We start from the raw sequence: 26,639 nt of genomic DNA, 5'->3' as shown, positions 1-26,639 counted from the left end.
CTCTCGCAACAGAGGCACTCATGAGCGCATCATCTTTCGACATAAGCCGCCGCAATGTGATGCTTGGCAGCCTGAGCGTCGCCGGATTGACCGCTATCGCGCCGAGCTGCGCCTGGGCGCAGGGGCGCAGCGAGACGCTCCTGGTGGTGCAGGAGCTCGGGCCGAACTCGCTCGACATGCAGGGCGTCGGCTCCAACCAGACCGTGAACGGCCTGTCCTGGAATTGCTACGACCGCCTGCTGACCTATGCCTCGAAGACGCTCCCGGACGGGACGGTCTCGTACGACCGCGAGAAGCTCGCGCCTGAGCTCGCGGAAAGCTGGGAGGTCGCGGCCGACGGCATGTCCTGCACCTTCAAGCTTCGCAAAGACGCGAAATTCCACGACGGCACGCCTGTGACCGCCAAGGACGTCAAATGGTCGTTCGATCGCGCGGTGAAAGTCGGCGGCTTTCCGACCTTCCAGATGTCAGCGGGATCGCTGGAGAAGCCCGAGCAGTTCGTGGTGGTCGACGACCATACCTTCCGCATCGACTATGTGCGCAAGGACAAGATGCTGCTGTTCAACGTCGCCGTCGTCGTTCCCTTCATCATCAACTCGGAGCTTGCGAAGAAGAACGCGACCGCCGAGGACCCCTGGGCGCTGGCCTGGCTGAAGAACAACGAGGCAGGCGGCGGCGCCTACAGGATCGAGAGCTGGAAGCCCGGCAGCGAGACCGTGCTGGCACGCTTCGACGACTGGAAGAGCGGACCACTGCCGAAGGTCAAGCGCGTCATCGCCCGCGACGTCCCCTCCGCCGGCACCCGCCGCGCCATGCTGGAGCGCGGCGATGCCGATATTTCCAGCGGCTTTGCGCCGCGCGACTTCGAGCAGATCATCAGGGAGGGCAAGGTCAAGGTCTCCGGCGTGCCGATCCCGAATGCGCTCTGGTACGTCGCGCTGGACACGGCAAAGCCGCCGTTCGACAATGCGAAGCTGCGCCAGGCCATCGCCTGGGCGATGCCCTATGAGCAGATCCAGAGCAGCGCGTTCTTCGGGCGCGCCGTTCCCATGTACGGCGGGCCTGCCGAAGTCTCAAAACCGGTCTGGCCGCAGCCGTTTCCCTATGTCACCGATCTCGACAAGGCCAAGGCGCTGATGAAGGAAGCGGGCTTCGAGGCCGGCCTTGAGACGACCTTGTCGCTCGACGCGGGCACCGCGACCGTCGGCGAACCGACCGCCATCCTGATCCAGGAGAGCCTCGCCAAGATCGGCATCAAGACGTCAATCGAAAAAATCCCCGGCGCCAACTGGCGCACGACGCTCAACAAGAAGGAGCTGCCGCTCGCGCTCAACCGCTTCAGCGGCTGGCTCGATTATCCCGAGTATTACTTCTACTGGAATTTTCACGGCAACAATTCGATCTTCAACATCTCCTCCTACCAGAACAAGGAGATGGACGCGCTGATCGAGAAGGCGCGGTTCACCACGGAGGAAGCGGAGTGCGACAAGGCGGTGAAGGATTTCATCGCGCTCTGCATGCGCGACGTTCCCGTCGTTCCGCTCAACCAGCCGATCCACGACGTCGCCATGCAGAACACCATCACCGGATACGAATTCTGGTTTCACCGCGAACCGGATTACCGCCAGTTCGCGAAGGGCTAGTTCCGACGCGCGACGCTGATTGCGCCTGAAGAGGCTCGCGCCTGCTCGGCCGGAAAACCGCGCTCCAGCCGCGCCGCGCTCGCATGCAACATCGCCGCATCGAGCCTGCCCTGCCGTGATCCCTGCAGGGCGCAGGAAAAGACCCGGTAGAATTGCGCGCCGTCATAGGCGACCAGCAGCAAATCGACGCCGGCATTGATCGCCTCGACCACGGCTTTGCAGACGTCGTTCTGGTAGATCGCGCCCATCACGAGGTCGTCGGTCATGACGACGCCCTGATAGCCCCATTTGCCGCGGATGATCCCGTCGACGACGCGCTTCGAATGCGAAGCAGCGCGATTGGGATCGACGGCGGTGAGCGTGACGTGCCCGACCATCAGCGCGCCGCGCGAATGCGACAGCACCTCGCGGAACGGCAGCCAGTCGGTTGCCTCCAGTTCCTTGACGGGAGTGTCGAGATTGGCGCTGAAATGATGCGTGTCGGTGCGCACGCGGCCGATGCCCGGGAAATGCTTGAGCGTCGCGCCGACGCCTGTCTCTTCCAGCCCGCGGACATAGGCGCTCGCGATCGTGCTGACGACGACGGGATCGCTCGCGATCGCGCGCCGGCCGATCAGCGTGTGGAAGTCGAGGCGGTTGCGCCGCTGCGGCGGCTTCAGATCGAGCACCGGCGCGAGATTGAGGTTGATGCCGAGCCCGGCAAGTTCTCGGCCGTGGATGCGGCCGAACTCTTCGGCCTTGGCCTGCTGGTCGTCAGGCGCAAGCCCGGTGAGCGTCGCCAGCGCCGGCACCTTGGTCAGCGGTGGCGCGAGATGCCCGACGATGCCGCCTTCCTGATCGGCGGCGACGACCAGCGGCGGGAGATTCGCGGCACGCCGCTTGTCCTGGAGCGCCGCGATGTCGGCGCGCAGTGCTTCGATCGTCCGCCCACGGATATTGTGCCTGGTGACGTAGACGCCGCCGATCAATCCCTGCTCGGCAAGGCGCGCGACCTCGGGAAAGGAAGAATAGCCGACCATGAAGTGAGGCCCGAGCTGACGCGTCTCGGCTGCGCCGGCAGAAAGAACGTCGTGCTTGCGTAGCTCGAACCTGAGATGGGCTGCTAGCATCAGGACCGGCGGCAGGCACCACAGCATGACGAGCAGCTTGCCTGCGATGGTGCGCCAGCGCCCTCTCCGGAGCAGGACGATGACGATCAGGATGCTTGCGACGACAAGCGCGATGTTTCCGGCGCCGCGCAGCGGGACCAGATAGGGATCGTTCTTGTTCGCGGCCACGAATGCGACGAATGGCGCGGCAAGCCAGAGCAGGATGAGACCGATACGGCGGAGGAATTGCATGATGCGTCACGCCCAAGGTGATGAACGCATCGCACCTATCAGGGCGACTGAAGCTGCGCGAGGGGCAAAGGCGCACCTGCACGAAAACTGCAAAAGACTCCTGAAACCGTGCAGACGAAGGCCCCGGCTTCTGCGCAAGCGCCGTGCAGACTGCACGATATCGCTATTCACCAAAGGTCATTTGCAGATGACGAGCCTGGCTACGACGCCGACGACGGACATCCAACCGATCAGGCCTTCGACAGTATCGGCCAAGCTCGCGATGGCGCTGGTGCTCGCCGCACTCGCCGACTGGCTGTTCTATGGCCAGCGGGCCGGGCTATCGCTGGTCGTGTTTGCGGTCGCAATCGTCTGCGCCTCGCTCCTCGCCAACCACGCGTCCCTGGACATCCGCCGCGCGGCGATCGGTGCCGCCGTCATCATCCTCGGACTCGTGCCCGTTATCGAAGAGCTCAACACGCTTTCGTTCCTGATCCTCATTATAGCGCTGGTCATCGCCCTGCTGCTGGCAACCAATCCTGAAACGACCGGCCTCGCCGACCGCGCCCGCGCGCTGCGAAACTTCGTCCTGTTCGGCCCCTTCAGAGTCTTCCCCGACGCGCTTCAGGTCTTCAACATGTCGGCGTTCACGCGCGGCATCGCGCTGTGGCTGATGCCGGTGGTGCTGGGCACCGTGTTCGTCGCGCTGTTCGCCGCCGCCAATCCCGTGATCGAGCAATGGGTCTCGCTGCTTAATCCAAAGATCATCCTCGAATATGTCCGCGTCCCGCGCGTGCTGTTCTGGATCCTGATGCTGGCGCTGGTCTGGCCGTTCATCCATGTGCGCTGGCGGCGCAAGAAGATTGCCATAACCACCCAAACCGATGTCGCTGAGCCAGAGCCGCTTGCGCCCTTCATCTCGCCGGAGTTTCTGGGTCCCTCCACCATTCTGCGCTCGCTGATCCTGTTCAACCTGCTGTTCGCGGCGCAGTCCGTGCTCGACGGCATCTATCTCTGGGGTCGCGTCGCGCTGCCCGATAATGTGACCTATGCGGCCTATGCCCATCGCGGCGCCTATCCGCTGATCGTGACGGCCCTGCTCGCCGCCGCCTTCGTGCTGGTCGCGATGCGCCCGGGTGGCCCGGCCGAGAAATCCAGGGTGATCCGGCCGCTGGTCTATCTCTGGGTCGGGCAGAACGTGTTGCTTGTCGCCTCCTCCATCCTCCGCCTCGACCTCTATGTCGACATCTACATGCTGACCTATTGGCGGATCGCGGCCTTCATCTGGATGGGGCTGGTCGCGCTCGGGCTGATCCTGATCGTCGCTCGCATCGTGCTCGACCGCTCCAACGAGTGGCTGGTCAGCGTCAATCTGATCGCGCTGGCGGTTGCGCTCTATGGCTGCTCGCTGGTGAACCTCGATGCCTTCATCGCCAACTACAATGTCGCCCACAGCCGGGAGGCATCGGGCAACGGCGTGCAGATCGACATCAACTATCTCCTCACGCTCGGGCCGCAGGCGCTGCCCGCCATCGACAAGGCGATCATGCTCAGGCCCGGCAATCCCGAGAGCTGCCTTGTGTCGCGCCGCGACCGGCTTGTAGAACAGCAGCGCCAGGATCTGGCCTGGCGAAGCTGGGGCTTCCGAAACTGGCGGCTCCAGCGCAGGCTGGACGCCCAGGCGACGAATCAGCCGGCGGGCTGACGAGGCAGCGGAGAGATTCTTGGCGCATCGCATTCTCATCGTCGACGACGAGGGCCACATCCGCGAGGTCATCCGCGTCGCCCTGAAGAAGGCCGGCATGGACGTGATCGAGGCGCGCGACGGCAAGGAGGCGCTCACCCGCTTCGCCTCCGACAGGCCCGATCTGATGGTGCTCGACATCGGCATGCCGGAGTTCGACGGCCTCGACGTCTGCCGCGAGATCCGAAAAGTCTCCGACGTGCCGATCCTGTTCCTGTCGGCGCGCGACGAGGAGATCGACCGCATCCTTGGCCTCGAGATCGGCGGCGACGACTACGTGACAAAACCGTTCAGCCCGCGCGAGCTGGTGGCGCGGGTCAACGTCATCCTGCGCCGGCTCAGCCCGCGCAACGGCGAGGACAAGACAGGTCCGGCCGCGCTGGTGCAAGGCGGCCTCCTGATTGATCCCGAGCAGCATGTCGCGACCTTCGCCGGCACGCCGCTGAAACTGACCGCGATCGAGTTCGGCATCCTGCTCGCGTTCCTGACTCGGCCGACCTCGGTATTCAACCGCGAGCAGCTGATGCGCGCGGCCTACCAGCTCAACATCCAGGTCTCCGACCGCACCATCGACAGCCACATCCGCAATATCCGCGCCAAGCTCGCGGCGCAGAATTGCGAGAACGTGATCGAGACCATCCACGGCGTCGGCTTCAAGCTCGGCCGCTGCGAGAAAGAGGCATGAGCGCGGCGCCCGACAAATGGCGGCCGTCGCTCACCCTCGTGATCTTCACGGTGCTGGCGACGGTCGGCGTGCTGCCGCTGGTCGGCCTGTTCTTCTTCCGCCTCTACGACAACCAGCTGATCCGCCAGACCCAGGCCGAGTTGATCGCGCAGAGCCGCGTGCTCGCGACGATCTATGCGCAGGAGGTCACAGCAAGGCTCGGCAGCGGCCTCACGCTCGGCGCCGAGGTGCCGCCGAACATGCTGCCTGACCCCGGCGACCCCGTCACCCCGATCCGCCCCGCGCTCGACCTCACCGCCAACGATCTGCTCAGGCGGCGGCCGGATGCGCTGCCCGCGCCGCAAGCAGCTCAGCCTGCTTACGTCGAGATCGGCGCAAGGATGACCCCGATCATCCGCGAGACCCAGAAGGTGACGCTGGCGGGATTTCGCATCCTCGATCCTCAGGGCGTCGTGATCGCCGGGCGCTACGAGGTCGGGCAGTCGCTCGCCCATATCGAGGAGGTCGCGGACGCGCTGCACGGGCAGTACCGCGCCACCTTGCGCAACCGCGTGCCGGACAAGCCGCCGCCGCCGATCTATTCCTTCAGCCGCGGCCTCGGCGTCCACGTGTTCTCGGCGATGCCTGTCATCGTCAACAACCGCGTCGCCGGGGTGATTTACACCACGCGGACACCGAGCAACATCTTCGACCACCTCTACCAGGAGCGGGCTAAGTTCGTACTGGCCGGGCTCGCGGTGATCCTCGGCACCATCGCCATCGGCCTCGTGTTCTCCCGCACCATCACCCTGCCGATGCGCGAGCTGATCGACCGGGCCGCCAGAATTGGCCGCGGCGACCGCGAGGCGTTTCGGCCGCTGCGGCATTACGGCACCCGCGAGTTCGCCCAGCTCTCGCACAGCTTCCTCGGCATGGCCGAGCAGCTCGCTAGGCGCTCCGACTACATCGCGACGTTCTCGGCCCACCTCACCCACGAGCTGAAATCGCCGCTGACCTCGATCAAGGGCGCCGCCGAGCTGTTGCAGGACTCGGTTCAGGGCAAGGCTGGCAGCCTGACGCCGGCCGAGCAGAAGACCTTCATCGCCAACATCCTGTCCGACACCCAGCGGCTGGAGGCGATGGCGCAGCGGCTGCGCGAGCTGGCGCGGGCCGAGAGCCTGCCGCAGAACGAGCGGACGGAGCTGGCGCCCGTGATCGCCGACCTCAGGAGCCGGTTTCCGGCGAGCTCGATCGAAGCCAGCGGCAGCCTCGACCGTGCGATCGGGATGTCGTCGGAGAAGGCGCTGATCGTGCTCTCGCACCTCGCCGACAACGCGATGCGGCACAAGGCGGGGACAATCAGGCTGGAGGCGGTCGACGCGCGGACGACCCTGCTTGTGACGGTCAGCAATGACGGCGAACCGATCTCGGCGCCGAACCGCGCCAGGATATTTGATGCGTTCTTCACCACCCGGCGGGACCAGGGCGGTACCGGGATGGGCCTTGCGATTGCGCGCGCGGTGATGGCGAGCCATGGTTGCTCGATCAGGCTCAGGCCCACCGACGAAGGGGCCGCCTTCGAACTTCAGTTTCCAATCGCCTAGATCGCGAACACCCAGGCCGCGACGATGGTGCCGATGGTGACGAGACCTGCGATGGTCCAGCCGGCGGCGTATTCCAGCTCGGGATGACCGGTGGCCCGCATGATCTCTGCCGGATCGGCGGTATGCTTCTCTGCCATGACAGCCTCGCACGTTACTTCCCGCGTCAATAGATAAGTCGCATCAGCCGCCATTAGGTTCCATCACGGAAATGCGAGAAATGACGCAGCTAGGTTTGTTCGCCGATCCGGACAGCGGTCCCGCCGGGCTTCGCTATGCGGACAATTTTATCGACGCCGCCGCCGAGCAGGATCTGATCGGCCGCATCGCAGCATTGCCGCTCCAGCGCTTCCAGTTCGGCGCCTTCGAGGGCAACCGCCGCGTAGCCTCGTTCGGCTACCGCTATGACTACACGCTACAGCGGCTCACCGAGGCGGATCCGATCCCGGTGTGGGTGCTATCAGTCGCGCGCCGGGTCGAGGCCTGGGCCGGCCTCCCTGAGGGCAGCGTGCGGCAGGTGCTGTGCACCGAATACGAGGCCGGCGTCGGCATCGGCTGGCATCGCGACAAGCCGCATTTCGACAAGGTGCTCGGCCTGTCGCTGGGCTCGCCTTGCAAATTCCGCTTCCGCCGCCGCAGCGGCGACAAATGGCAGCGCCACACGCTCGAGGCCCTGCCGCGCTCGCTCTACATGATGGACGGCGAGGCGCGCTCGCAATGGGAGCACAGCATCCCGCCGGTCGAGGCACGCCGCTATTCCATCACCTTCCGGACCATGAAGCGGGTGTGACGGGGCAGCCCCAAACAAGACTGCGAAAACAACCCCATGCACAGTAGAAAGTCTCAACCGGCTCGAGGCGGGGTCGCACGCGACAAATATCTGACACATCGGTGCTAAACGGCCGCGCCGCCCAATCGATGCGGGATTGGCATCTTGCCTTCCAAATCCGGTTGCATGCTAGACTGGATGCCATCCAGGGCAGGAGGGATGCATGGCCGACAACAAGGCAAAGCGGGGCGGGGCCGATCGGGCGCTGATTGCGCTCACCGAGAAATACGAAGTCGCCTACTGGTCGAAGAAGTTCAAGGTGACGCCGGCCAAGCTGAAATACGCCGTCAAGAAGGTCGGCCATTCCGCCAGGAAGGTCGAGGAGTACATCAAGCTCCAGAAGCACCGTGCCGCCGACAAGAGCCGGATCGCGCTCAGCGAGCCCTACGAGGTCCGCTACTGGTCGAAGAAGTTCAAGATCACTCCGGCCAAGCTGAGGCTCGTGGTGGGCGCGGCCGGCCATTCTTCCAAGAAGGTCGAGGCCTATCTCGCGGCCCAGAAGGCGGCGAAGAAGAAAAAAGCCAAGAAAACTACGAAGAAGACCACGAAGAAGGCCGCCAGGAAGGCCGCCACGCGCAAGAAAGCCGCCTGAAACGGCAGGTCGGTGGAGCAAAGATGAAATCCGTTCGATCGATCCTCGCCTGCGGCCTCATCGCTGCCTGCGCGCAAAGTGCCGCCGGCGCCTCCGATGCAGCACCTGCAAAAGTCTCGGGCTCGACGGCGCTGGCGCTCGCGGGCGTGATCGCGCCGCTGTCGCCGGACCTGACAGGGCCCGAGAAGAAGGCGATGGCGATGCTGTTCGCCGCCAATGCCGACATTCCCTACAAGAAGCCGATCGTGGTGACGGCGGACAAGATCGTCTGCCGCACCGGCAATGTCGATATCACCGTCCGCAACTGCGAGGTGAGCTTCGGCAAGAAGACCAAGACCGTGAACGGCTCCACCGCAAACGAGATCTTCGCCACGGAAGCGCTGGCGGGCGTTCCGCCTGACGGCGCGGCCGGATCGAATTTCGAGAGCCTGAGCAAGCTGAGCTGCACGATCGACCCCAACGCGATCAGGCGGAAGGACGGCAGCGGGGCGGATTGCACGTTCCAGCCGGGGAATTGAGGCCCCGAGAGGCGGCCAACAGCGCCGTGAAATCGCCTCAAGCCCAGCTAACTAATAAGGCGAATTGAAAAGACAGGCCCGATCGGCGACCCATGATAAGGCGCGCAAGGCCGGCACCAATATGAAGAATTATCTCGCATTTTTCCTGCTTCTGACCGTCACGACAGCCTCAGCGCATGGCCCGATGCCTGCGCGGCTGCCCACCCCGTCCGATCTTGTCCTGGCAGGCCTCACCGATTCCGACACGACCGCCGGCGGCACCGCGCGGCTGTGCGAGGATGTCACCTTCTCGCGCGGCCTGCGCTATGGCGAGAGCGAAGCCAACGTGCTCGACGTCGCCGCCAGCACGACCAAGGCGACGACGCCGCGGCCGGTGCTGGTGTTCGTGACCGGCGACACCTTCACCGGCGACCGTGGGGCGCCGGACATATCGCGCGAGGTCCAGGACCAGGCGATGTGCTTTGCCGCGCGCAACGACATGATCGGGGTGCGGGTCAATTATCGCCTGGCGCCTGCGGCGACCTGGCCGGTCGGCGCGACCGATGTCGCGGCGGCGCTGTCCTGGGTCCACGGCAATATCGATCTGTTCAATGGCGATGCCCGCGAGATCGTCGCGGTCGGCTACGGCGCCGGCGCGTTCCATGTCGCAACCTTGCTGGCGCATCCCGAGCTCCAGACCGATCGCGCCGAGGTCGCCGCCGTGGTGCTGGTGTCCGGGATCTACCGCGCCGGCAAGGACGCCAGCGACAGCGTGAAAGCCTATCTCGGCTCGGACGCCGCTCAGTATGACAAGCGGTCGGTCTATCCCGGGATCCTCAATGTCGATGTGCCCATCGTGCTGGCCTGGGCCGCGGACGATGCTGCCAATCTCGTCGCACAAGGCGAGACGCTGAAAAAGACGCTCTGCGGCGCCGGCCACTGTCCGCGCAGCGCGCTGCTGCGCAGCCGCGACAGCATCGCCGCGGCGTTCGGGCTTGATGGTTCGGGCGACAGTCTCGCCGAGCCGACACTGCTGCTGGTGCATCAGCTGGAGGCACGCGGGCTACCGTAGCAGGTACGGTCGAGGGCCAGCTCCGGCAACGACATGGCCGGACCGCACTTGTGGGCTACGCCCCTAACCGCGACAATCAGTCCATCACCGTCACCCTGAGGTGGCCGCCTCTTCGGCGGCCCTCGAAGGGCGACGGCCCAGCTCTCTCCACGCGGCCACGGCGGTGGCCGTGCATCCTTCGAGGCTCCCCGTGGGACGCTCTGCGTCCCACGTTTCGCACCTCAGGATGACGGAGTTGATGCGAAACGTTTGGTCTCAGACCTGAATGCACCGGCGCGTCAGCACGCCTGCCGCTTTCGTCCGCACCGCCGGATGCGTCGCAGTGAAGCGGGCGCCTCGGCCACAGGAATGCCAAACGCTTGACCTAAATCAAGCGGCCTTGGAGCGGATCGGGTCGACCTCGTTGGGGGCCAACGACAAGGTGTCGAACATGCGCGTCACCGGCAGACTGCTGTTCGTTCTCATCGTCGCTTTCGCCTCGCTCGGGGCGATGTCGCAGCAACACACCGAACAACCCGCAACCGACAACGAGATCCGCATCGGCAATGTCATGCCGTATTCGGGGCCGCTCTCGGAGTTCGGCGCGATCGGCACCGCGGAGGCCGCGTATTTCGACATGGTCAATGCGCGCGGCGGGATCAACGGCCGCAAGATCCGCTTCATCACGCGCGATGACAATTCCGATCCGGCGACCGCGCTGGACCTGACCCGCAGCCTGGTCGAGAAGGACGGCGTGCAGCTGATGTTCGGCTCGTTCGGCACGCCCGGCAATATCGCGACGCGCTGGTATCTGAACGAGAAGAGAATCCCGCAGCTGTTCGTCGCCTCCGGCGACGAGGAGCTGAGCCAGGCCAAGGCGTTTCCGTGGACCATGGGCTGGCAGCCCTCGTTCCGCTCCGAAGGGCGCATCTATGCCAATTACATCCAGGCCTACTACCCCCGGAAGAAGATCGTGGTGCTCTGGCAGAACGATCAGTTCGGGCGCATGCTCTACAAGGGCATCCAGGAAGGGCTCGGCGATCTGAACCGTCAGGTCCTCGTCGACATCGCCTTCGACATCAATGACGAGCATCTCGACGGCCACGTCTCGATCCTCAAGCGCGCGGGCGCCGACATCTTCGTCTTTCTCGGCGTGCCGTCGACGGCGTCCAAGGTGATCAAGCTGGCGGCCTCGCTGAACTGGCGCCCGGTCTTCATCGTCAACGATGCCTCCGCCTCGATCGCCAATGCGATGGCGCCGGCGGGCCTCGAAAATTCATCCGGCGTGATCTCGGCGGCGTTCCTGAAGGATCCGAGCGATCCCGCCTGGAAGGACGATGCCGGCATGAAGGATTGGTTCGCCTTCATGGACAAGTACCATCAGATCGAAAGCACCAACAGCAGCGCGGCGGTCTACGGCTACGCCGCGGCCGAGGCGCTGACGAAGGTGCTGAAGCAATGCGGCGACGATTTTTCGCGCGACAACATCATGCGGCAGGCGGCATCGCTGAAGGCCTATCAGCCCTCCGTCGCGCTGCCCGACATCCGGATGAACACCTCGCCGGACAGCTATCTGCCGATCCGGCAGATGCGGCTGGTGCAGTTCGACGGCCGCTCCTGGCAGCCGTTTGGCGACGTGATCGAGACGGCGTTCACGGAGGGGGCGGCGAGGTGAGGTGACTGAGGCGCCGCGTTGGCGCTTCGCTGCAGTCAGCGTGACGATCATACTCGCACCTTTTGCTGGGCCACCCCTCTCCCCCGCCCTCCCCCGCAAGGGGGGAGGGAGCGCAGCGGAGCATGCGGCGACACCTCGCCTCAATCCGACTTTCGCAAATTGACTAGAGCGCACTCGCGCCACAACAAAGGTGCGTTCCCTCCCCCCTTGCGGGGGAGGGTTAGGGAGAGGGGTTCACACGGGGACTCTCTCGATAAGAGCTGCGATGGCCCTCTCACGCCGGTTTCAGTGAGGCGAGCGCGTTCTCCAGCAGCGTGCGCACGCGGGCGGCGTCGCCTGACTTCACCACGGCGGGATCGAGATAGAGCTCGAGGCCGGGCGCGCGCTCGGTGATGATGCCGCTGCTTTCGGCTGCGGCATCGTTCAGCGCGTCGACCGAATAGGGAATCACCTCGCGGCTGATGCCCTTCATCGTGATCGCCGGCAGCGCGTGGGCTCGGACGATGTCGCTGACGAGGGCGAAGGTCTCGTAGCTCAGCACGATGCCGCCGGGCTCGGCGATCGACTGCAGGCGCGCGGCGAGGTTCGCTTCCGCGCCGATGATGGTGTAGTCCATGCGGTCGCTGCTGCCGAAATTGCCGACATTGCAATAGCCGGAATTGATGCCCATGCGCGAGCGGAACGGCTGCTCGATGCCGGACGCTCGCCATTTCGCGTTGAGCTCGGCGAGGCGCTGCTGCATGCGCCAGGCCATCTGGAGGCAGGCCTGCGCGTCGGCGCGGTCGCCCTTGGTCTCGGGATCGCCGAAGAAGATCAGCATGGCGTCGCCGATGAACTTGTCGACCGTGCCGCCATGCTCATGCGCGATCGCCGACATCTCCGTGAAATATTCGTTGAGGAGCTGGGTCAGCAATTCGGGCTGAAGCCGCTCGGTGGTCGCGGTGAAGTTCTGGATGTCGGAGAAGAAGATGGTGAGCTTCTTGCGCTCGGTGTGGATGGTGACGTCCTTCTGGCCGGAGAAGATGCTCTTGTAGACCTGCGGCGGGATGTAGCGCGAGATCTTCATCGACAGCGAGGCGAGGAAGTCGTTGGCGGATTCGAGCTCCTTGTTCATGGTCTTGATGCGGCTCGCCTGCCGGCGCTGGAGCGAGAGGAACGAGAGCCCGCTGCCCGCGGCGATCAGGAAATAGGCCAGCAGGAATTTGAACGAGAAGATGTTGGCGGCGATCGGCTGGGCGATGATCACCTCCTGGATGCCTCTGATATCACCGACCTTCCAGTCCTTCTTCGGGCTTTCGGGGTGGCTGTTGTGGCAGCTGACGCAGGCCGGGCCCATCGTGACGGGCGCGACCAGGCGGACCTTGTCGGAGAACAGCGAAGTCTCGGTATCGACGATCTTCTGCTCGGGGTCCTTGCGCAGCGCATCGAGCGCGTCCTTCTCGAACTTGTCGAGCTGGTGCGGGGCGCGGTTCTGGAACGGGAAATCCGAGACGAAACGATAGGTGATGTTCTCCTGCTGCGCGCCGATCACCCGCCCAAGCTCCAGCGACAATGTCGCGGGGATCGGAATCGCGCCGGGGACGGATTCATAATTGTGCACGACTTTGGTGGTGCCGTTGGGATTGGCGAGGATGCGCCCGACCACGTTGGAGGCATAATAGCTGCGAACGCTCGTGATCACCGAGTTGAGATCGGCGGCCTGCCGGCGCAGCGCCGTCTTGCTGAGTTCGGTCAGGTCCAGCCAGACCGCGAGCGGCAGCGCGAGCAGGAGGAAAGCGATCGCGGCGCCCGTCAGGAGGCCGCTCTTGCGCTGCTCTTCGGAGATCTCTTGTTTCACTCTGTGGCTCCGTTGTGTGCGATTTTGCCGCAAATCTCTCCGGATTTGCGGCGCAGCCTGCGGCGGCACAGAGCCAATAAACACAGGTTCGCGCAACCCCATTTTATGGTGGTCGCGGCAGCCACCTTTTCGTTTCATGATGATTGTTTAAGATCGGCCTGAACCTGCATTTCACGCCGCCGGGAGACCCTGGAATGACCGATATCCGCATCAAGCGCTTCGATGCGCGCCCCGTGATCGCGCCGATGAACCTGCCGCTCCAGACCTCGACCGGCGCGGTCGCCAAGGCGCCGCTGGTGCTGATCGACTGCGAGACCGACCAGGGCGCGGTGGGGCATGCCTATCTGTTCTCGATCACGCCGTCGGCCCTGAAGCCGCTGACCGCGATGGTCACGGAAATGTCAGAGCTGCTTGCGGGCGATCCGCTGCTGCCGTTCGAGATCGAGCGGAAGCTGACCCAGCGCTTCACGCTGCTTGGCCTTGCCGGCCTGCAGCGCCTGGCGCAATCCGGCATCGACATGGCGGCATGGGACGCGCTGGCCCGCAGCAAGGGCCTGCCGCTGGCGCGCCTGCTCGGCGGCGCGCCGAAACCGGTCAAGGCCTACAATTCGAAGGGCCTCGGCATCATGCCGGCGGGCGCCGCTGTGGAAGAAGCCCAGAAGCTGCTGGCCGAAGGTTTTCACGCCGCGAAGATCCGCGTCGGCCGGCCCGATGCGCGGGACGATCTCGCCGTGGTGCGTGCGGTGCGCAAGGCCGTTGGCGACGAGGTGACGCTGATGTGCGACTACAACCAGGCGCTGACGGTGACCGAAGCGATCCGCCGGGGCGAGATGCTCGACGACGAGGGCCTGACCTGGATCGAGGAGCCGATCCGCCACGACGACTATGAAGGCAATGCCCGCATCACGGACGCGCTGCGCACGCCGGTCCAGATCGGCGAGAATTTCGACAGCGCGTTCTCGATGCAGGCGGCACTGGCCGCCGAGGCGTCCGATTACGTGATGCCTGACGTGCAGCGCATCGGCGGCGTCACCGGCTGGCTGCGCGCCGCCGCGCTCGCGCACGCTGCCGGCATCGAGATGTCCGCGCATCTATTCTCGGAGGTCAGCGCGCATCTGCTCTGCGTAACCCCGACCGCGCACTGGCTGGAATATGTCGACTGGGCCGACGCGGTGCTGGCGAGCCGGCTGAAGATCAAGGACGGCTTTGCGCTGCCTAGCGAGGAGCCGGGGAACGGGATTGCGTGGGACGAGGCGGCGGTCGCCAAATATCTCGTCAAATAAGGCCGCCTGTCGCCGCGTCGATCACCGATCGACGGGCCTACGACCGAACAGCGGCCACCATGTTCAGCTCGACCGGCGCTCCCCGCGGCAACTCGGCGACGCCGACGGACGTCCGCGTATGACGACCGCGATCGCCGAGGCGTTCGATCAGCCGATCGGAGGCACCGTTCATGACTTGCGACTGTTGGGTAAATCCAGGCGCCGAAGCAACATATCCCACGACCTGCAAAACCTGGACGATCTTGTCCTCTCCACCTGTCGCGTGGTTGATGGCCGCAATACAGAGATCGGCGCAGAGGGAAGCAGCCTCTTGTGCGGCCGCGATATCGACGCCTGCACCGACCTTGCCTGCGTACAGCAGATCTTCGCCGCGACGCGGCAGCTGACCACTCACATACGCAATTCCACCATGGATGATCACCGGCAGGTAGTTGCCGCCGGGCTTGTTTACGTTGCTCATCTCGCCAATCTGCCTTCTTTTCACATCCGGCGACGCGACACGTCTCGACGAGACATTGCCGCGGTGGATGACCGAACAATGGCAGGCAGCCAACAGCGGATCAAGACCGCGAAGCCGTTATGCCGACGACGGCGCACCAGCTGGAATATGTCACCTCGCCCTGCAGGTGGTGCCAGGGAGCGGGCCGCCCTCACCGCGCCGCCGCGTTCAGATCCATGGTCTCGAGCAGGCTGTTCTGGCGCCAGTCGATGAAGGCGTCCTTGAGGCGGCTCACCTCGCCGGCATGCTCGGGCACGCCCCAGAGATTGTGCTGCTCGAGCGGATCGGTCTCGAGGTCGAACAGCTGGCCGTCCGCGGCCCCGTGGATGAATACGACCTTCCACCTGTTATCGCGGACCATGGTGATCAGCCGCGCACCGGTCATGGCGACGTCGCCGGCCTGCTCGGAGAACACGAAGTCTCGGCCGGCCCATTCCTCGCCCTTCAGCGCCGGCAGCAGGCTGTGCGCCTGACACGGCTTTGGATGCTGTGCGCCGGCGAGGTCGAGAATGGTCGGGCCGAGATCGAACAGCTGGCATTTTTCGCGGATGCGGCGGCCGTCGGAGAACAGGCTGGGCGACCAGAAGAGCAGCGGGATACGCGTGACAGGCTCGTACATCGACCATTTCTGGCTGAGACCGTGCTCGCCGAGATTGTCGCCATGGTCGGACATGAAGATGACGACGCAATTGTCGAGATAGCCCTTGTTGTCCAGCATCTCGATCAGGCGGCCGATCTGCTCGTCGATCATGGTGACGTTGGCGTAGTAGTGCGCGCGCAAGCGGCGCATCTCTTCGTGCGTCGGCGCGAGCTTCCATGACACCGCGTCGTGGTCGACCTCGGTGTCGTGCCGGCGCTTCTCCTTCAGATACGCCGGCAGGCCCTCGATCTCGGCCTCGGTCGGCTGCGGCACCGGCAGGTCGTTGCGGGCGAGATAGTGCTCCAGATATTCCGGGAGCGGATCATAGGGCGGATGCGGTCCGGGCAGGCCGATCTGCATGAACAGCGCCTCGGGCTTGGGGCGCGTCTCCAGCCACCACATCGCGGTTTCCGCGACGAAGATGTCGGGATGCAGCGATTTCGGCATCTCCCAGGTGAAGGCGCCCATGCGGTCGCCATAGTCAGGCAGGCTGCGATAGCCGGCGCGCGACGGCTTGGTCAGCTTGTGCGCGGCAAAGGCCTTGTCGAGCTCGTCGGCGAACCAGCGTCCCTCGAAGAAGCGATCCTTGTTCTCGACCACGAAGCGCTCGTGGAAGCCTGCCTTCGCGTCATAGGGGATGGTGTGCATCTTGCCGACATTGACGCAGTGATAGCCGGCTTCGCCGAGATTGCTGACCCAGGTCTTCTGCCAGTGCTGCCCGTTCTTCAGCACGCCCGAGGCATGCGGATAGAGACCGGAGAACAAAGCCGCGCGCGAGGGCACGCAGCTCGGCGCGTTGATGAAGCAATTGTCGAAATAGACGCCCTCGCGCACCAGGCGATCGAGATTCGGCGTCTTCATGTAGGGATGGCCCGTCGCCGCAATCGTGTCGAACCGTTGCTGGTCGGTCATGACCAGGATGATGTGGGGCTTTGTCACGATGGTTTTGTCCTGCGCGGCGTTGAGACAATAGAAAATATGTCTGACATAATAATTCTTGTCAAACCGCAGCCTGCAGGATTATCCTGCAGATATGAGCCATAATTTCTGGCGGCCGCCCCATTCGCACGTGCAATAAATCAGACATTTAATTCCACGAATCCGGGATCAACGTGGCAAAATCTCCTAGCAAGGACAGCGCGCAATCGAGCGCCCAGGTCGCCCGCGAGGTGGCGCGGCTGATCCTGACCGGCGTGTGGCGCGAGGGCACGACGCTACCGCGCGAGATCGAGCTGGCGTCGCGCTTCGATGTCAGCCGCGCCTCGATCCGCGAGGCGCTGTCGCTGCTGAAGGCGAAAGGCCTGATCGCCTCGAAGCAGAAGGCCGGCACGCATGTCCGCGCGCGCTTCGACTGGAACATGCTCGACGAGGAGCTCTTGAACTGGACGCTGTCGGCCTTGCCGACGCAGGAGTTCGCCAAGCAGATCATGGAGGTCCGCCGCATCGTCGAGCCCGAGGCCTGCGCGATCTGCGCGCTGCGCGGCACCGACGAGGATTTTGCCCGGATCGAGCGCGCCTATCGCGGCATGGACGCAGCCGGCATGGACCGCGCTGCCTATGCCGAGCCGGATTTGCAGTTTCACCGCGGCATCCTGATCGCCACCGGCAACGATTTCCTGATCGCCTTCGGCGCGACGGTGGCCGCGGCCCTGCGGATGTCGTTCAACCTGTCGAGCACCAATCCCGGCGCGCCGCGCAAGAGCCTGCCCTATCACCGCGCCGTGCTCGACGAGATCTGGGCGCGCAATCCGGACGGTGCGCGCCAGGCCATGCACAAGCTGATGGATCTCACCGAAGGAAACATCGTCACGGCCATGTCGCGCCAGAAGAAAAAGGACGCCGAGGACGAGAACGCCCGCAGCAGACGGGCGCGTTGACACCGGCAAACAATAATCGAGGGAGACAAACATGAAGACCGCATCGCGCGCGAGTTCGCTCACCCGCCGTAAATTGCTCAAGGCCAGCGCCGCGACCGCCGCGCTCGCGGCATTCCCCGCACCGCTGATCGCACAGACAAAACCGTTTGCCGGCGTCACCTTGCACGGCGCCTCGTTCCAGCACCGCTTCTTCACGCTGCTGCAGAAATACATTCCCGAGTTCGAGGAAAAGACCGGCATGAAGGTCGACCTCCAGCTCTCCGCGCTGCCCGTCTACAACCAGCAGGCCAATCTCGAATTGTCCTCGGGCGGCTCGGCCTATGATTTCGTCAACGTCACCTTCACGCTCGCGACCCGCTGGATCGCGGCGGGCCTGCTCGCCAACCTCGACGAGTTCACGGGCGATGCCAATCTGACGCCTGCCGACTGGAATCCGAAAGACTTCGTCGACGGCGCGCAGGTGCCCTATCGCGACGCCAAGGGTGCGACCTACGGCTACTCCTGGGAAGGCGGCGCGATGCTGATGGGTCTGTCGCGCATGGACCTGATGGAGAAGAAGGGGCTGAAGATCCCCAAGACCTTCGCCGAGCTTCAGCAGGTCTGCGCCGAGATCAACGGCACCGATGGCGTCAGCGGCCTGGTGTCGTGGTTCCTGCACAACTGGAACCTGCCGCCCTACATCCAGGGCTTTGGCGGCAACATCTTCAAGAATCCGCCCGGCGACCCGATGCCGGCGCTGAACACGCCCGAAGCGATCCAGGGCGTCGAGTTCTACGCGAACCTCCTGAAGAGCGCGCCGAAGGGCATTCTGACCTACACCGAGGACCAGGCCCGGCAGGCGATGCTGACCGGCCGCGCCAACATCTTCATCCATTCCAGCGCCTGGGTGACGCCGATCCTGCTCTCCGACGAGAGCAAGGTGAAGGAGACCTCGCGCGTGGTGCGCTCGCCCGCCGGCCCCGTGCACGACCATCCGGCCTCGAATAGCCAGGGGCTCGGCATTCCCAAGAACGCCAAGAACCAGAAGGCGGCGTGGGAATTCATCAAATGGGCGCTGTCGCCCGAGATCTCGATGAAGCTCGTCAAGGAGCATGGTCACTCCTCGGTGTGCCGGCGCTCGATCATCACCAGCGACGATTATCGCAAGCTCAACACTGTCAACGGCCAGGACCTTGGCGCGCTCTATCTCGAGGTGCTGGAGCTGCCGGGCAAGGGCGAGAACTACATGGCCTATCGTACGTCGAAGGAGTTCCCCATCGTCGGCGATGTCCTCAACAAGGCGTTCGAGCAGGTCGCCACCGGCCAGTTGCCGGCCAAGGACGCGATGAACGCAGCGCAAGATCAGGCCATCGCCGCACTCCGCCGTGCCGGGACAAAGCTTTGAGCGAGAGCGGAATTGGCCGAGAGTGGATTTGACTTGGAGCGCCGAAGGTTCATCGCCTTCGCGCTCACCCCGAGCCTGATCGTGCTGTTCGCGGTGGCGGTGCTGCCGGCGATCTATCTTATCGTAACGAGCCTGACGCCGTTCCAGCTGACGACGCCGGGCTCGGCCACCGATTTCAGCGATCCGTTCCGCAACTATGCCCTGCTGCCGGGCGACCCCCGCTTCGTCAACTCGCTGGCCGTGCAGGCCAAGCTCTCGGTCGCGAGCGTGCTGTTCCAGGTGCTGCTCGGCATGCTGCTGGCGCTGCTGCTGAACGTGCCGTCGCGCTTCGTCGAGTTCGCGCGCACCTTCTTCCTGATACCGATGGTGCTGCCGCCGATCGTGGTCGCGGTGATCTGGAAGCTGATCTACGCGCCCGACATCAGCCCGCTCTATTATGCGGCGCAGGCGCTGCATTTCACCCTGCCGGCGCTGACCTCCAGCGTCGACTTCGCGCTGACCGCGATCATCATCGCCGACACCTGGGAATGGCTGCCCTTCACCTTCCTGATGGTGCTCGCGGCGCTCCAGACCATTCCGGATGAATATTCGGAAGCAGCCCTCGTCGACGGCGCGAGCAAGCTTCAGATCTTCTGGTACGTGACGCTGCCCTTCATCACGCCGATCCTGGTGATCTCAGGCATGTTCCGCCTGATCGACAGCGTGAAGGCATTTCCGCTGATCTTCCTCCTGACCGGCGGCGGGCCAGGCACCGTCACTGAAGTCACGAACTACTATGCGTACCTTCTCGCCTTCGACACCAACGAGATCGGCTATTCGAGCGCTGTCACCGTGGTGATGCTGCTGCTTGTCTGCGGCATCAGCCTGGGCCTGGTCTGGATGGGCCGGCGCAAGGAGGCGCTGGCATGAGCGAATCCTCCCTCCGCAAGGCCACGCCCGGTCGGCTGGTCGCGATCACGGTCACGCTGCTGATTCTGCTCTCGCCGTTCCTGTGGCTGTTGCAGATGAGCTTCAAGACCAACGATCAGATCCTGCAATTCCCGCCACCTTTGATCTTCACGCCGACGCTTGAGAACTACATCTCGCTCTGGCACAGCGCGTTCTCGGCCTCCTTCGTCAACAGCCTGCTCAGCGCTTCGCTCTCGACCGCGCTGGCGCTGCTGTTCGGCGTGCCTGCCGCCTACGCGCTGTCGCGCTGGGCCGGACGCGGCAAGCATGCGCTTTCCTTTGCGATCCTGGTGACGCGCATGGCGCCGCCGATCGCGTTCACGATTCCCTTCTTCCTGTTCTACCGCTGGATCGGGCTGCTCGACACCATCACCGGCCTCGTGCTGGTCTACACCAGCTTCAATCTGCCGCTGGTGATCTGGATGATGCAGCCGTTCTTCGACACCATCCCGGTCTCGCTGGAGGAGGCAGCCCTCGTCGACGGCGCGCGGACGCGCACGGTGTTCACCAAGATCGTGCTGCCGATGGTGACGCCGGGCATCGCCGCGACCGCGATCCTGTGCTTCCTCTACGCCTGGAACGATTTCTTCTTCGCGCTGATCCTGACCCGGACCAATGCGCGCACCGCGCCGGTCGCGGTCGTCAACTTCATGAACTACGAGGGCTGGGAATGGGGCAAGATCGCCGCCGGCGGCTCGCTGGTGATGGCCCCGGTGCTGATCTTCTCGCTCGCAGTGCGGCGCTATCTCGTCTCCGGGCTCACCGCCGGCGCGGTCAAGGGGTGACATGATGAAAGCTTTGGGCCGGCGCGCCCCGATTGCGAAAGCGCCCGAAGCCGACTAACCATGCCCCATGACCACATGGCGGCCTCACCCTCACATCCGCGTCGTCGCGATCGGCCTGCACTGGCGGGACGGGCTGCTGTTGGCGGCGGAAGTGCGGGACGATGCGGGGCGGATCAAGGGCGTGCGCCCGCTCGGCGGCGCGATCGAGTTCGGCGAGAGCTGGCGGACAGCGCTCGTGCGCGAATTCAACGAAGAGCTCGGTATCGACGTCACCATCACGAGCGAGCCGCTGGTGATGGAGAACATTTTCGCGCACGAGGGATCGACCGGACACGAGGTGATGTTCGTTGCGGAGGTCACGTTCCCCGACGGCGCGTTCGGCGGCGAGGACCGCATCGACTTTCGCGAGGATAATGGAGAGGAGATCGTCGCGCGCTGGTTCAACCTCGCCGATCTCGACGCGGAGGGCGGGCCGAGCCTCTATCCGACCGGATTGAAGGAGGTGCTGCTTCGGACGGTCAAGAGCTGACCAACATCAAGAATGCTTATGCGCGTGCCTGCATCAATTGGAGCCATGAGTGACACAGCTTTATCGCGAGATCGATGACCGGTTGACAATCACGAGGCTCTCAAGCACAATTTTTGCCAGGTAGATACCGCCTGCCGCTTGCGCCCTTCGGGGTATGGTGAAGTGTATCAGACCGCCGCACGCTTCCTTTGCTCGAGCGAACGGGTCAGTAACGCAAGCCCTGACATTCTCCGTTCATATCGCAAAGGAATAGAAGATGCGCGATTTCCGCGACGCCAAGGTCATGGCGCAAACGCTTCGCGAAGCCCTCAGCAGCACCCGATCAGTCTCCCTCACCGTCAGCGAGAGCCTCGAGCTCGTCGCGAAGATGTTGGGCTTGGCCGATTGGAATGTGCTCGCCGCCAGAATCCGCTCGGCGGAGCAACCCGGCCCGGACCGCAATAACGAGGCGGGCAGAACAGTCGATGGTTCGGATCAATCCGGCTCGAAAGCCAAGGAGATTCAGTTGCCGCAAGCGACTCTGGATCGCTATGCCGGAACCTATCAATTCCATGGCGCTGTCTTCACCATCACGCGTGACAATGACCATCTCTCGGCACGGCTGACCGGCCAAGGCTCGGTTGCCTATTACGCGGTGAGTGAAACGGAATTCGTCGCGCGGGATATCGAGGTCGCGTTTCGTTTTACCCTCGGACCGGACGGGATTCCGACGGCCGTGATCCTGCACCAGCATGGCAACGACCACACCATGCAACGCATCGACGCAGCCGCAGCACAAGAGCTCCAGCGCGCGATCGAGACGCGCATGAGCAGCCGGTCCGCCAATCCCGGCAGCGCCGCTGCGCTTCGTCGTCTCGTCGAGAGCGTCGCAGCGGGCCAGCCCAACTATGGCGAAATGAGCGCATCTCTGGCTGAAGCTACCCGCAAGCAATTGCCGCGTCTGCAACCCGGCCTCGCCGATATGGGTCCGATCACGTCGATCGAATTTCTCGGTGTCGGCGCGCAAGGCCAGGACGTCTATTCGGTCTGGCACCAGGGCGGTGCCGCGTCGCACTGGCACATCACGCTTGGCAGCGATGGCACGATCATCTCGGCCTTCGTCACGGCGGGGCCATGATCTTCGCGGGGCGCCAGGCCGCCTACCACACCTCCGCCCCCGGTATTTTCTTGCGCACCGCGATGCGCTGGATCCAGAGGCAGCGACGGACCGACCTGTTGGAGCGGCCGACGGCGGAGATCCCCTCGCCGGCCTGAAGCAGCGGCGCCACGGTCTGCCGCAGCTCGCGGCAGCGCTGGAGCTCGGCTTGCCAGTCGATGACGGCAGCCTCGGCGCGTGACGCCATCAGGGCCAGCACCGCCAGGGCAAGACAGCCAGCCCGCATCATTTGCAGTCCCTTCACTGTGACCTGCCTCCATCGCGCCGGTAGCGGAAATTGCAATGAGGCGCGCCTTGCATGATCGTCTGGGTGCGCGTGAGCTTGACGTCGGGGCCGAACCCTTCCGCGGTCGCAAAGTCCGCGGTGCAGACCAGAAGGAAGCCGAGCTCCGGCTCGCCGAGCGCCTTGTAGAACTCGGCATAGGCGCAGCGCGTCACGTCGAACGCAAAGGCGTCCGGCGTCTGCTCGATCACGTCATAGGCGAGCGCGTCGTCGCGGGCGTAAGTCCTGAACGCCGAAGACACGGCCTTGCCGAGATCGGCTTCGTTCTTCGCCTTCCAGAACTCCTCGCCGAAGCCACGATAGAGATCGCCGAGCGCCTTGCGAACCAGCGCGTTGGCGCTTGCCTCGCCGAGTTCGGCCTGCAGCGCCTTGACCAGCGGCACCAGCACCTGCGCCTGGATCTTTGCTTGCTCGATGACGGACACGCTCATGGGCGGCCTCGTTGTCTGAAGGGAGATCGTACCCCGGATAGAGCCACCGGACGATAGCTCAACTTCGCGTTGGAGGCGAGCTTGCCTGGTGCGTGCCACGACATCCGATGGCCGCGACTAACCCTTCCGTGATCTCGGCGCTGCCGCCGATCGTGCAATTCTGAAAACGCGGCCGCAGCCATCGATGGTATGTCGATCACCATTCAAACGATGCTTGCCAATGACCAGAGGTGAACATGACCCGGCCCGAAACGTCTCCCAGCACCATCAGGCCACGACGATCTTCACGACGCGTTATGGCGGTGACTGCGGCGCTGTTTCTCGCTGCAACGTTCTGGTCGCCCGGAAGCGCGCGCGCCGCCGCAAATGACGCCGAGGCACGAGCCATCTTCGAAAAATTCATCGCGGCGCAGAATGCGCATGATGCGGACGCGGTAAAGGCCATGCTGCTGAATTCGCCCGGAACGCTGTTGTTTGCCAGAGGCATCGAGACGCGCGGCCGCGATGACGTCGCGGCCCGGTTCAAGACCTATTACGAGGGCACCTGGCACCTCGAGCCCGACATGTCGAAATTCCACGTCGCCGTGCTCTCGAACGAGGTCATGCAGATCCTCGTCCCCATCGTTTTCACGCGCGCGCTTCCGGGCAAACCGCCCCAGCAGAATACGTTTCTGATCAGCCAGACCTATGTTCAGGACGCGAACGGCTGGCACGTCGCCTCAATCATGCCGGTCGCGAATACGGAACTGAAATAGTCGGAGATCCCGGAGGGGCATCGTAGCCCGGATGGCGCGGAGCGCGATCCGGCCACGGGCTTGTGCCGCTCAGCTGCGCAGCAGCCGCAACGCCCGGCCCTTGTGCAGGGCGACGTGGCCGGTCTTGTCGCTCTTGATCTCGTATTGCGGATCGTCCGGGCTCGCGTGGTGCGTGTAGCCCTTGTAGTCGACGTCCCCGGTGTGGACGCGCAGGATATGGCCGCGCACCCGGCCAGCCTCGGAATTCCAGCTGACGTGATCGCCGCGCTTGAAGGCTTTTGTGGAGGTTTTGGGCATGGCGGAACAATGCCTGGCGCATGGGCACGTTCCAAGACGCCCCAGTCCGTCTACGCTCTCCGAGCTACGCCGGACACGCTTCGCCGTGATTTTCCAGGCTGTGCCACGCGAAGCCGAAGGCGAAGCGTGGTGGGCACGACAGGGATCGAACCTGTGACCCCTACCATGTCAAGGTAGTGCTCTCCCGCTGAGCTACGTGCCCTAATAGTCCACTTACGTCGGGTGGGGTCCCTATAACGGCTCAGGGGACCCGGCGCAAGGACGGAACAGGCCTGATTTAGGCCGCCAGCATCTTGTTCACTTCGCTGACCAATTCGCGCAGATGCACAGGCTTGGACAGCACCTTGGCGTTCTTGGGGGCGTCCGAATCCGAGTTCAGGGCGACCGCCGCAAAGCCGGTGATGAACATGATCTTGATGTCGGGATCGAGTTCCGAAGCCCGGCGGGCGAGCTCAATGCCGTCCATTTCCGGCATCACGATGTCGGTCAGCAGCATCTCGAACGGCTCTTCGCGGAGCCGCTGATAGGCGGCCATACCGTTGTCATGGGACGAGACCTGAAAACCGGCATTTTCCAGCGCCTTGACCAGGAAACGGCGCATATCGTTGTCGTCTTCGGCGAGCAGGATCTTTGGCATGGCAGGAAACGTCGAATCCCCAGAGGATATCAGCAGAGCTCACTAAGCCCGACAGAGGGTAAATTTGGGGTGAAAATCTTAACCCGCGCCGGCTCGCGCTGCCCGCTCCTTGTGAACCCGAACGGGCTGCGAATCAATCGAGCCGACGGAGCCGATCCCCACCTCGATGCCCGCACGGTTAAGACAAGTTCCAGCGCCCGTCACATCTTTTCGCTTGGCAGAATGGTTGCGATTCCGGACAATGACGACACATAAGAGCCGGTCGACCGGCCGAATCATTCGATCCGGGGCCCGGATCGTGCGGCGAAGGGACGAAGCCTGAGAAGATGACGCGGTTTGACGGCGAGGTGTCGCCAGCCTTCGAGATCGTGGAGCCCGCCGCATGGCGCGCGCCAATCATCTTCAACTCGCCCCATTCCGGCTCGACCTATCCGGACGAATTCCTCAGCGCCTCGCGGATCGACCTGACGACGCTGCGGCGCTCCGAAGATTCCTTCATGGACGAGCTGATCGGCCATCTGAGCACGCGCGGCTTTCCGACCGTGCGGGTCAACTTTCCCCGCTCCTATGTCGACGTCAATCGCGAGCCCTATGAGCTCGATCCGCGCATGTTCACCGGCCGCCTGCCGAGCTTCGCCAACACCCGTTCGATGCGGGTCGCGGGTGGCCTCGGGACCATTCCGCGCGTGGTCGGCGACGGACAGGAGATCTACCGCGAACGGATCCTGGTCGACGATGCGCTGGCGCGGATCGAGACGCTCTACAAGCCCTATCACCGCGCGCTGCGTCGGCTGATCAACAAGGTGCATCAGATGTTCGGCACCGTGGTGCTGGTCGATTGCCATTCGATGCCGTCGGTCGGCGTCAGCAGAGACGAGCCGCGCCGGCCCGACGTCGTGATCGGCGACCGCTACGGCACCAGCTGCACGCCGCTCTTGCCTGACCGGGTCGAGGAGACCCTGGGCGGGCTCGGCTATTCGATCGGCCGCAACAAGCCCTATGCCGGCGGCTTCATCACCGAGCATTACGGCAATCCCGCAAGCGGCCTGCACGCCGTGCAGCTCGAGCTCAATCGCGCGATCTACATGGACGAGCGGCGGCGCGAGCGCAGCCCGCGCTTTGCGCAAGTCGCTTCCGACTTCGGCGTGCTTGCCGACGTGCTGGCGACGACGATTCCGTTCGGCGATCTCGGCCCGTTCCAGGCCGCAGCGGAATAGACGACAGCTTTTTCTTTGGACGATCGCGCCGTGCGCGATGGGCGCGAATGCGTTTTCGCTTCGCCGCTTGCGCGCGCCAAAATGAAAACGGAGGCGGCAAGAAAAAAGGGCCGCTTCTAATGAAGAAGCGGCCCAAGTCTAGGGAGGAAACGCCCAAGGAGGGCAGCGGTAACGCAGAGCGCTACCGCACCGCAACAATATGCGGCCGCGCCGCACAAAGTGCAAGGGCTTTTGAGCCATTTCCCATGCAATATGCACATGGCTCAATTGCTTTAAGAGAAACCCAGATTCAGTTTCTTTGATAAGGAATTTCAATGGGTTGATAGTCGTTTGCATACGAACAAGGCATGCTCGGAACTAAGTTTTCAACTCCGTGATCGATATTTGGCCAGGATATGACTGAGCTGAGGCAGCCGCCCGCGGCATTCAAAATACCAGGGGCCAAATCAAGACAGCGCTGCACGCG

The 26,639-nt window shown here is 64.0% G+C and carries 28 protein-coding genes and 1 tRNA gene; 19 read left to right on the top strand and 10 right to left on the bottom strand.

What is annotated here, in order from left to right; translation table 11 throughout:
- The first annotated feature begins 20 nt into the window (after positions 1 to 20).
- Positions 21 to 1,643, top strand: coding sequence for an ABC transporter substrate-binding protein (locus BRAGE_RS0143730; RefSeq protein WP_027562944.1), 1,623 nt, complete (start codon positions 21 to 23; stop codon positions 1,641 to 1,643).
- Here the strand turns inward: BRAGE_RS0143730 and BRAGE_RS0143725 are convergent.
- Positions 1,640 to 2,983: a glycoside hydrolase family 3 N-terminal domain-containing protein gene (locus BRAGE_RS0143725; RefSeq protein WP_027562943.1), complete on the bottom strand. Its 1,344-nt coding sequence runs from the start codon at positions 2,981 to 2,983 to the stop codon at positions 1,640 to 1,642. The two genes, BRAGE_RS0143730 and BRAGE_RS0143725, sit on opposite strands and share 4 nt — an antisense overlap.
- Positions 2,984 to 3,170: 187 nt before the next feature.
- Between BRAGE_RS0143725 and BRAGE_RS0143720 the strand changes: the two genes are divergently transcribed.
- Genes BRAGE_RS0143720 through BRAGE_RS0143710 form a run of 3 tightly spaced genes read left to right on the top strand, consistent with a single transcriptional unit; the run spans position 3,171 to position 6,974 of the window.
- Positions 3,171 to 4,667 carry a DUF4153 domain-containing protein gene (locus tag BRAGE_RS0143720; protein ID WP_027562942.1) on the top strand — a complete coding sequence of 499 codons (1,497 nt, stop codon included), beginning with the start codon at positions 3,171 to 3,173 and terminating at the stop codon, positions 4,665 to 4,667.
- Positions 4,668 to 4,686: 19 nt separating this feature from the next.
- Positions 4,687 to 5,391 (top strand): response regulator transcription factor, encoded by a 705-nt coding sequence (locus BRAGE_RS0143715; protein WP_027562941.1) that lies wholly within the window; start codon positions 4,687 to 4,689, stop codon positions 5,389 to 5,391.
- On the top strand, positions 5,388 to 6,974 hold the full coding sequence (locus BRAGE_RS0143710) for an ATP-binding protein (RefSeq protein ID WP_027562940.1): 1,587 nt from the start codon (positions 5,388 to 5,390) through the stop codon (positions 6,972 to 6,974). Before BRAGE_RS0143715 ends, BRAGE_RS0143710 begins: the two co-directional genes overlap by 4 nt.
- Here BRAGE_RS0143710 and BRAGE_RS56280 read toward each other — a convergent pair.
- Positions 6,971 to 7,111, bottom strand: coding sequence for a hypothetical protein (locus BRAGE_RS56280; protein ID WP_007597071.1), 141 nt, complete (start codon positions 7,109 to 7,111; stop codon positions 6,971 to 6,973). The two genes, BRAGE_RS0143710 and BRAGE_RS56280, sit on opposite strands and share 4 nt — an antisense overlap.
- 80 nt (positions 7,112 to 7,191) lie before the next feature.
- Between BRAGE_RS56280 and BRAGE_RS0143700 the strand changes: the two genes are divergently transcribed.
- The 5 genes from BRAGE_RS0143700 (at position 7,192) to BRAGE_RS0143680 (ending at position 11,615) form a co-directional block, all read left to right on the top strand.
- Complete coding sequence (locus BRAGE_RS0143700) at positions 7,192 to 7,761, top strand: alpha-ketoglutarate-dependent dioxygenase AlkB (RefSeq protein ID WP_027562939.1); 570 nt, start codon at positions 7,192 to 7,194, stop codon at positions 7,759 to 7,761.
- A gap of 202 nt (positions 7,762 to 7,963) precedes the next feature.
- On the top strand, positions 7,964 to 8,392 hold the full coding sequence (locus BRAGE_RS0143695; RefSeq protein ID WP_027562938.1) for a DUF3606 domain-containing protein: 429 nt from the start codon (positions 7,964 to 7,966) through the stop codon (positions 8,390 to 8,392).
- A gap of 23 nt (positions 8,393 to 8,415) precedes the next feature.
- Entirely contained in the window at positions 8,416 to 8,910 is a 495-nt protein-coding gene (locus BRAGE_RS0143690) for a hypothetical protein (protein WP_027562937.1), read from the top strand.
- A 121-nt stretch (positions 8,911 to 9,031) separates the two neighbouring features.
- Positions 9,032 to 9,961, top strand: a complete 930-nt coding sequence (locus BRAGE_RS0143685) for an alpha/beta hydrolase (protein WP_027562936.1) — start codon at positions 9,032 to 9,034, stop codon at positions 9,959 to 9,961.
- 430 nt (positions 9,962 to 10,391) lie between these two features.
- Positions 10,392 to 11,615: an ABC transporter substrate-binding protein gene (locus BRAGE_RS0143680; RefSeq protein WP_027562935.1), complete on the top strand. Its 1,224-nt coding sequence runs from the start codon at positions 10,392 to 10,394 to the stop codon at positions 11,613 to 11,615.
- Positions 11,616 to 11,889: 274 nt separating this feature from the next.
- On the opposite strand, the gene BRAGE_RS0143675 is transcribed toward BRAGE_RS0143680, so the two are convergent.
- On the bottom strand, positions 11,890 to 13,452 hold the full coding sequence (locus BRAGE_RS0143675) for an adenylate/guanylate cyclase domain-containing protein (protein ID WP_027562934.1): 1,563 nt from the start codon (positions 13,450 to 13,452) through the stop codon (positions 11,890 to 11,892).
- A gap of 194 nt (positions 13,453 to 13,646) precedes the next feature.
- Here BRAGE_RS0143675 and BRAGE_RS0143670 point away from each other — a divergent pair, with 194 nt between their 5' ends.
- The gene (locus BRAGE_RS0143670; protein ID WP_027562933.1) at positions 13,647 to 14,735 is read left to right on the top strand and encodes an enolase C-terminal domain-like protein; all 1,089 of its coding nucleotides are present in this window, start codon (positions 13,647 to 13,649) and stop codon (positions 14,733 to 14,735) included.
- Between the two features lie 37 nt (positions 14,736 to 14,772).
- Here the strand turns inward: BRAGE_RS0143670 and BRAGE_RS0143665 are convergent, their stop codons facing one another.
- Both BRAGE_RS0143665 and BRAGE_RS0143660 read right to left on the bottom strand, forming a co-directional pair.
- On the bottom strand, positions 14,773 to 15,195 hold the full coding sequence (locus BRAGE_RS0143665; protein WP_027562932.1) for a RidA family protein: 423 nt from the start codon (positions 15,193 to 15,195) through the stop codon (positions 14,773 to 14,775).
- Positions 15,196 to 15,385: 190 nt separating this feature from the next.
- Positions 15,386 to 16,813, bottom strand: coding sequence for a sulfatase family protein (locus BRAGE_RS0143660; protein WP_027562931.1), 1,428 nt, complete (start codon positions 16,811 to 16,813; stop codon positions 15,386 to 15,388).
- 173 nt (positions 16,814 to 16,986) lie between these two features.
- On the opposite strand from BRAGE_RS0143660, the gene BRAGE_RS51210 reads away from it, so the two are divergent.
- The 6 genes from BRAGE_RS51210 to BRAGE_RS0143630 all read left to right on the top strand — a co-directional run bounded on the left by BRAGE_RS51210 (position 16,987) and on the right by BRAGE_RS0143630 (position 22,514).
- The gene (locus tag BRAGE_RS51210) at positions 16,987 to 17,751 is read left to right on the top strand and encodes a FadR/GntR family transcriptional regulator (protein WP_051378333.1); all 765 of its coding nucleotides are present in this window, start codon (positions 16,987 to 16,989) and stop codon (positions 17,749 to 17,751) included.
- Positions 17,752 to 17,782: 31 nt separating this feature from the next.
- On the top strand, positions 17,783 to 19,135 hold the full coding sequence (locus BRAGE_RS0143650) for an ABC transporter substrate-binding protein (RefSeq protein ID WP_027562930.1): 1,353 nt from the start codon (positions 17,783 to 17,785) through the stop codon (positions 19,133 to 19,135).
- A gap of 33 nt (positions 19,136 to 19,168) precedes the next feature.
- Positions 19,169 to 20,044: a carbohydrate ABC transporter permease gene (locus BRAGE_RS0143645; protein WP_199820253.1), complete on the top strand. Its 876-nt coding sequence runs from the start codon at positions 19,169 to 19,171 to the stop codon at positions 20,042 to 20,044.
- A complete protein-coding gene (locus tag BRAGE_RS0143640; protein ID WP_027562928.1) occupies positions 20,041 to 20,868 on the top strand; it encodes a carbohydrate ABC transporter permease in 828 nt (275 codons plus the stop codon). Before BRAGE_RS0143645 ends, BRAGE_RS0143640 begins: the two co-directional genes overlap by 4 nt.
- 67 nt (positions 20,869 to 20,935) lie before the next feature.
- Positions 20,936 to 21,397: an NUDIX hydrolase gene (locus tag BRAGE_RS0143635; RefSeq protein WP_027562927.1), complete on the top strand. Its 462-nt coding sequence runs from the start codon at positions 20,936 to 20,938 to the stop codon at positions 21,395 to 21,397.
- A 256-nt stretch (positions 21,398 to 21,653) separates the two neighbouring features.
- Complete coding sequence (locus tag BRAGE_RS0143630; RefSeq protein WP_027562926.1) at positions 21,654 to 22,514, top strand: glyoxalase superfamily protein; 861 nt, start codon at positions 21,654 to 21,656, stop codon at positions 22,512 to 22,514.
- A 22-nt stretch (positions 22,515 to 22,536) separates the two neighbouring features.
- On the opposite strand, the gene BRAGE_RS0143625 is transcribed toward BRAGE_RS0143630, so the two are convergent.
- Together BRAGE_RS0143625 and BRAGE_RS0143620 are read right to left on the bottom strand one after the other, a co-directional pair.
- Positions 22,537 to 22,782, bottom strand: a complete 246-nt coding sequence (locus BRAGE_RS0143625; RefSeq protein WP_035732048.1) for a hypothetical protein — start codon at positions 22,780 to 22,782, stop codon at positions 22,537 to 22,539.
- 11 nt (positions 22,783 to 22,793) lie between these two features.
- Entirely contained in the window at positions 22,794 to 23,267 is a 474-nt protein-coding gene (locus BRAGE_RS0143620) for an L-2-amino-thiazoline-4-carboxylic acid hydrolase (protein WP_027562924.1), read from the bottom strand.
- Between the two features lie 296 nt (positions 23,268 to 23,563).
- Between BRAGE_RS0143620 and BRAGE_RS0143615 the strand changes: the two genes are divergently transcribed.
- Positions 23,564 to 24,022, top strand: a complete 459-nt coding sequence (locus tag BRAGE_RS0143615) for a DUF4440 domain-containing protein (RefSeq protein ID WP_231164150.1) — start codon at positions 23,564 to 23,566, stop codon at positions 24,020 to 24,022.
- A 69-nt stretch (positions 24,023 to 24,091) separates the two neighbouring features.
- Here the strand turns inward: BRAGE_RS0143615 and BRAGE_RS0143610 are convergent, their stop codons facing one another.
- The 3 genes from BRAGE_RS0143610 to cpdR form a co-directional block, all read right to left on the bottom strand.
- On the bottom strand, positions 24,092 to 24,319 hold the full coding sequence (locus BRAGE_RS0143610; RefSeq protein WP_027562922.1) for a DUF2945 domain-containing protein: 228 nt from the start codon (positions 24,317 to 24,319) through the stop codon (positions 24,092 to 24,094).
- A 127-nt stretch (positions 24,320 to 24,446) separates the two neighbouring features.
- A tRNA-Val gene (locus BRAGE_RS0143605) sits at positions 24,447 to 24,521 on the bottom strand.
- A gap of 75 nt (positions 24,522 to 24,596) precedes the next feature.
- A complete protein-coding gene (gene cpdR, locus BRAGE_RS0143600) occupies positions 24,597 to 24,956 on the bottom strand; it encodes a cell cycle two-component system response regulator CpdR (protein ID WP_007597092.1) in 360 nt (119 codons plus the stop codon).
- A 326-nt stretch (positions 24,957 to 25,282) separates the two neighbouring features.
- Here cpdR and BRAGE_RS0143595 point away from each other — a divergent pair, with 326 nt between their 5' ends.
- Together BRAGE_RS0143595 and BRAGE_RS55515 are read left to right on the top strand one after the other, a co-directional pair.
- A complete protein-coding gene (locus BRAGE_RS0143595) occupies positions 25,283 to 26,173 on the top strand; it encodes an N-formylglutamate amidohydrolase (RefSeq protein WP_027562921.1) in 891 nt (296 codons plus the stop codon).
- Between the two features lie 47 nt (positions 26,174 to 26,220).
- The gene (locus BRAGE_RS55515) at positions 26,221 to 26,475 is read left to right on the top strand and encodes a hypothetical protein (RefSeq protein WP_141263227.1); all 255 of its coding nucleotides are present in this window, start codon (positions 26,221 to 26,223) and stop codon (positions 26,473 to 26,475) included.
- Positions 26,476 to 26,639: the final 164 nt, after the last annotated feature.

It is taken from the genome of Bradyrhizobium genosp. SA-4 str. CB756 (assembly GCF_000473125.1).
GTDB lineage: Bacteria > Pseudomonadota > Alphaproteobacteria > Rhizobiales > Xanthobacteraceae > Bradyrhizobium > Bradyrhizobium arachidis.
This window is presented reverse-complemented; position numbering and strand designations above follow the sequence as displayed.

Coding starts and splice junctions, on each gene's coding strand:
- BRAGE_RS0143700 (WP_027562939.1), top strand. CDS start 7,192: ATGACGCAGCTAGGTTTGTTCGCCGATCCGGACAGCGGTCCCGCCGGG.
- BRAGE_RS0143630 (WP_027562926.1), top strand. CDS start 21,654: ATGCGCGATTTCCGCGACGCCAAGGTCATGGCGCAAACGCTTCGCGAA.
- BRAGE_RS0143690 (WP_027562937.1), top strand. CDS start 8,416: ATGAAATCCGTTCGATCGATCCTCGCCTGCGGCCTCATCGCTGCCTGC.
- BRAGE_RS0143720 (WP_027562942.1), top strand. CDS start 3,171: ATGACGAGCCTGGCTACGACGCCGACGACGGACATCCAACCGATCAGG.
- BRAGE_RS0143610 (WP_027562922.1), bottom strand. CDS start 24,319: ATGCCCAAAACCTCCACAAAAGCCTTCAAGCGCGGCGATCACGTCAGC.
- BRAGE_RS0143650 (WP_027562930.1), top strand. CDS start 17,783: ATGAAGACCGCATCGCGCGCGAGTTCGCTCACCCGCCGTAAATTGCTC.
- BRAGE_RS0143615 (WP_231164150.1), top strand. CDS start 23,564: ATGGCGGTGACTGCGGCGCTGTTTCTCGCTGCAACGTTCTGGTCGCCC.
- BRAGE_RS0143710 (WP_027562940.1), top strand. CDS start 5,388: ATGAGCGCGGCGCCCGACAAATGGCGGCCGTCGCTCACCCTCGTGATC.
- BRAGE_RS56280 (WP_007597071.1), bottom strand. CDS start 7,111: ATGGCAGAGAAGCATACCGCCGATCCGGCAGAGATCATGCGGGCCACC.
- BRAGE_RS0143695 (WP_027562938.1), top strand. CDS start 7,964: ATGGCCGACAACAAGGCAAAGCGGGGCGGGGCCGATCGGGCGCTGATT.
- BRAGE_RS0143730 (WP_027562944.1), top strand. CDS start 21: ATGAGCGCATCATCTTTCGACATAAGCCGCCGCAATGTGATGCTTGGC.
- BRAGE_RS0143640 (WP_027562928.1), top strand. CDS start 20,041: ATGAGCGAATCCTCCCTCCGCAAGGCCACGCCCGGTCGGCTGGTCGCG.
- BRAGE_RS0143680 (WP_027562935.1), top strand. CDS start 10,392: ATGCGCGTCACCGGCAGACTGCTGTTCGTTCTCATCGTCGCTTTCGCC.
- BRAGE_RS0143625 (WP_035732048.1), bottom strand. CDS start 22,782: ATGATGCGGGCTGGCTGTCTTGCCCTGGCGGTGCTGGCCCTGATGGCG.
- BRAGE_RS0143635 (WP_027562927.1), top strand. CDS start 20,936: ATGACCACATGGCGGCCTCACCCTCACATCCGCGTCGTCGCGATCGGC.
- BRAGE_RS0143685 (WP_027562936.1), top strand. CDS start 9,032: ATGAAGAATTATCTCGCATTTTTCCTGCTTCTGACCGTCACGACAGCC.
- BRAGE_RS0143725 (WP_027562943.1), bottom strand. CDS start 2,983: ATGCAATTCCTCCGCCGTATCGGTCTCATCCTGCTCTGGCTTGCCGCG.
- BRAGE_RS0143595 (WP_027562921.1), top strand. CDS start 25,283: ATGACGCGGTTTGACGGCGAGGTGTCGCCAGCCTTCGAGATCGTGGAG.
- BRAGE_RS0143670 (WP_027562933.1), top strand. CDS start 13,647: ATGACCGATATCCGCATCAAGCGCTTCGATGCGCGCCCCGTGATCGCG.
- BRAGE_RS0143620 (WP_027562924.1), bottom strand. CDS start 23,267: ATGAGCGTGTCCGTCATCGAGCAAGCAAAGATCCAGGCGCAGGTGCTG.
- BRAGE_RS0143665 (WP_027562932.1), bottom strand. CDS start 15,195: ATGAGCAACGTAAACAAGCCCGGCGGCAACTACCTGCCGGTGATCATC.
- BRAGE_RS55515 (WP_141263227.1), top strand. CDS start 26,221: ATGCGTTTTCGCTTCGCCGCTTGCGCGCGCCAAAATGAAAACGGAGGC.
- cpdR (WP_007597092.1), bottom strand. CDS start 24,956: ATGCCAAAGATCCTGCTCGCCGAAGACGACAACGATATGCGCCGTTTC.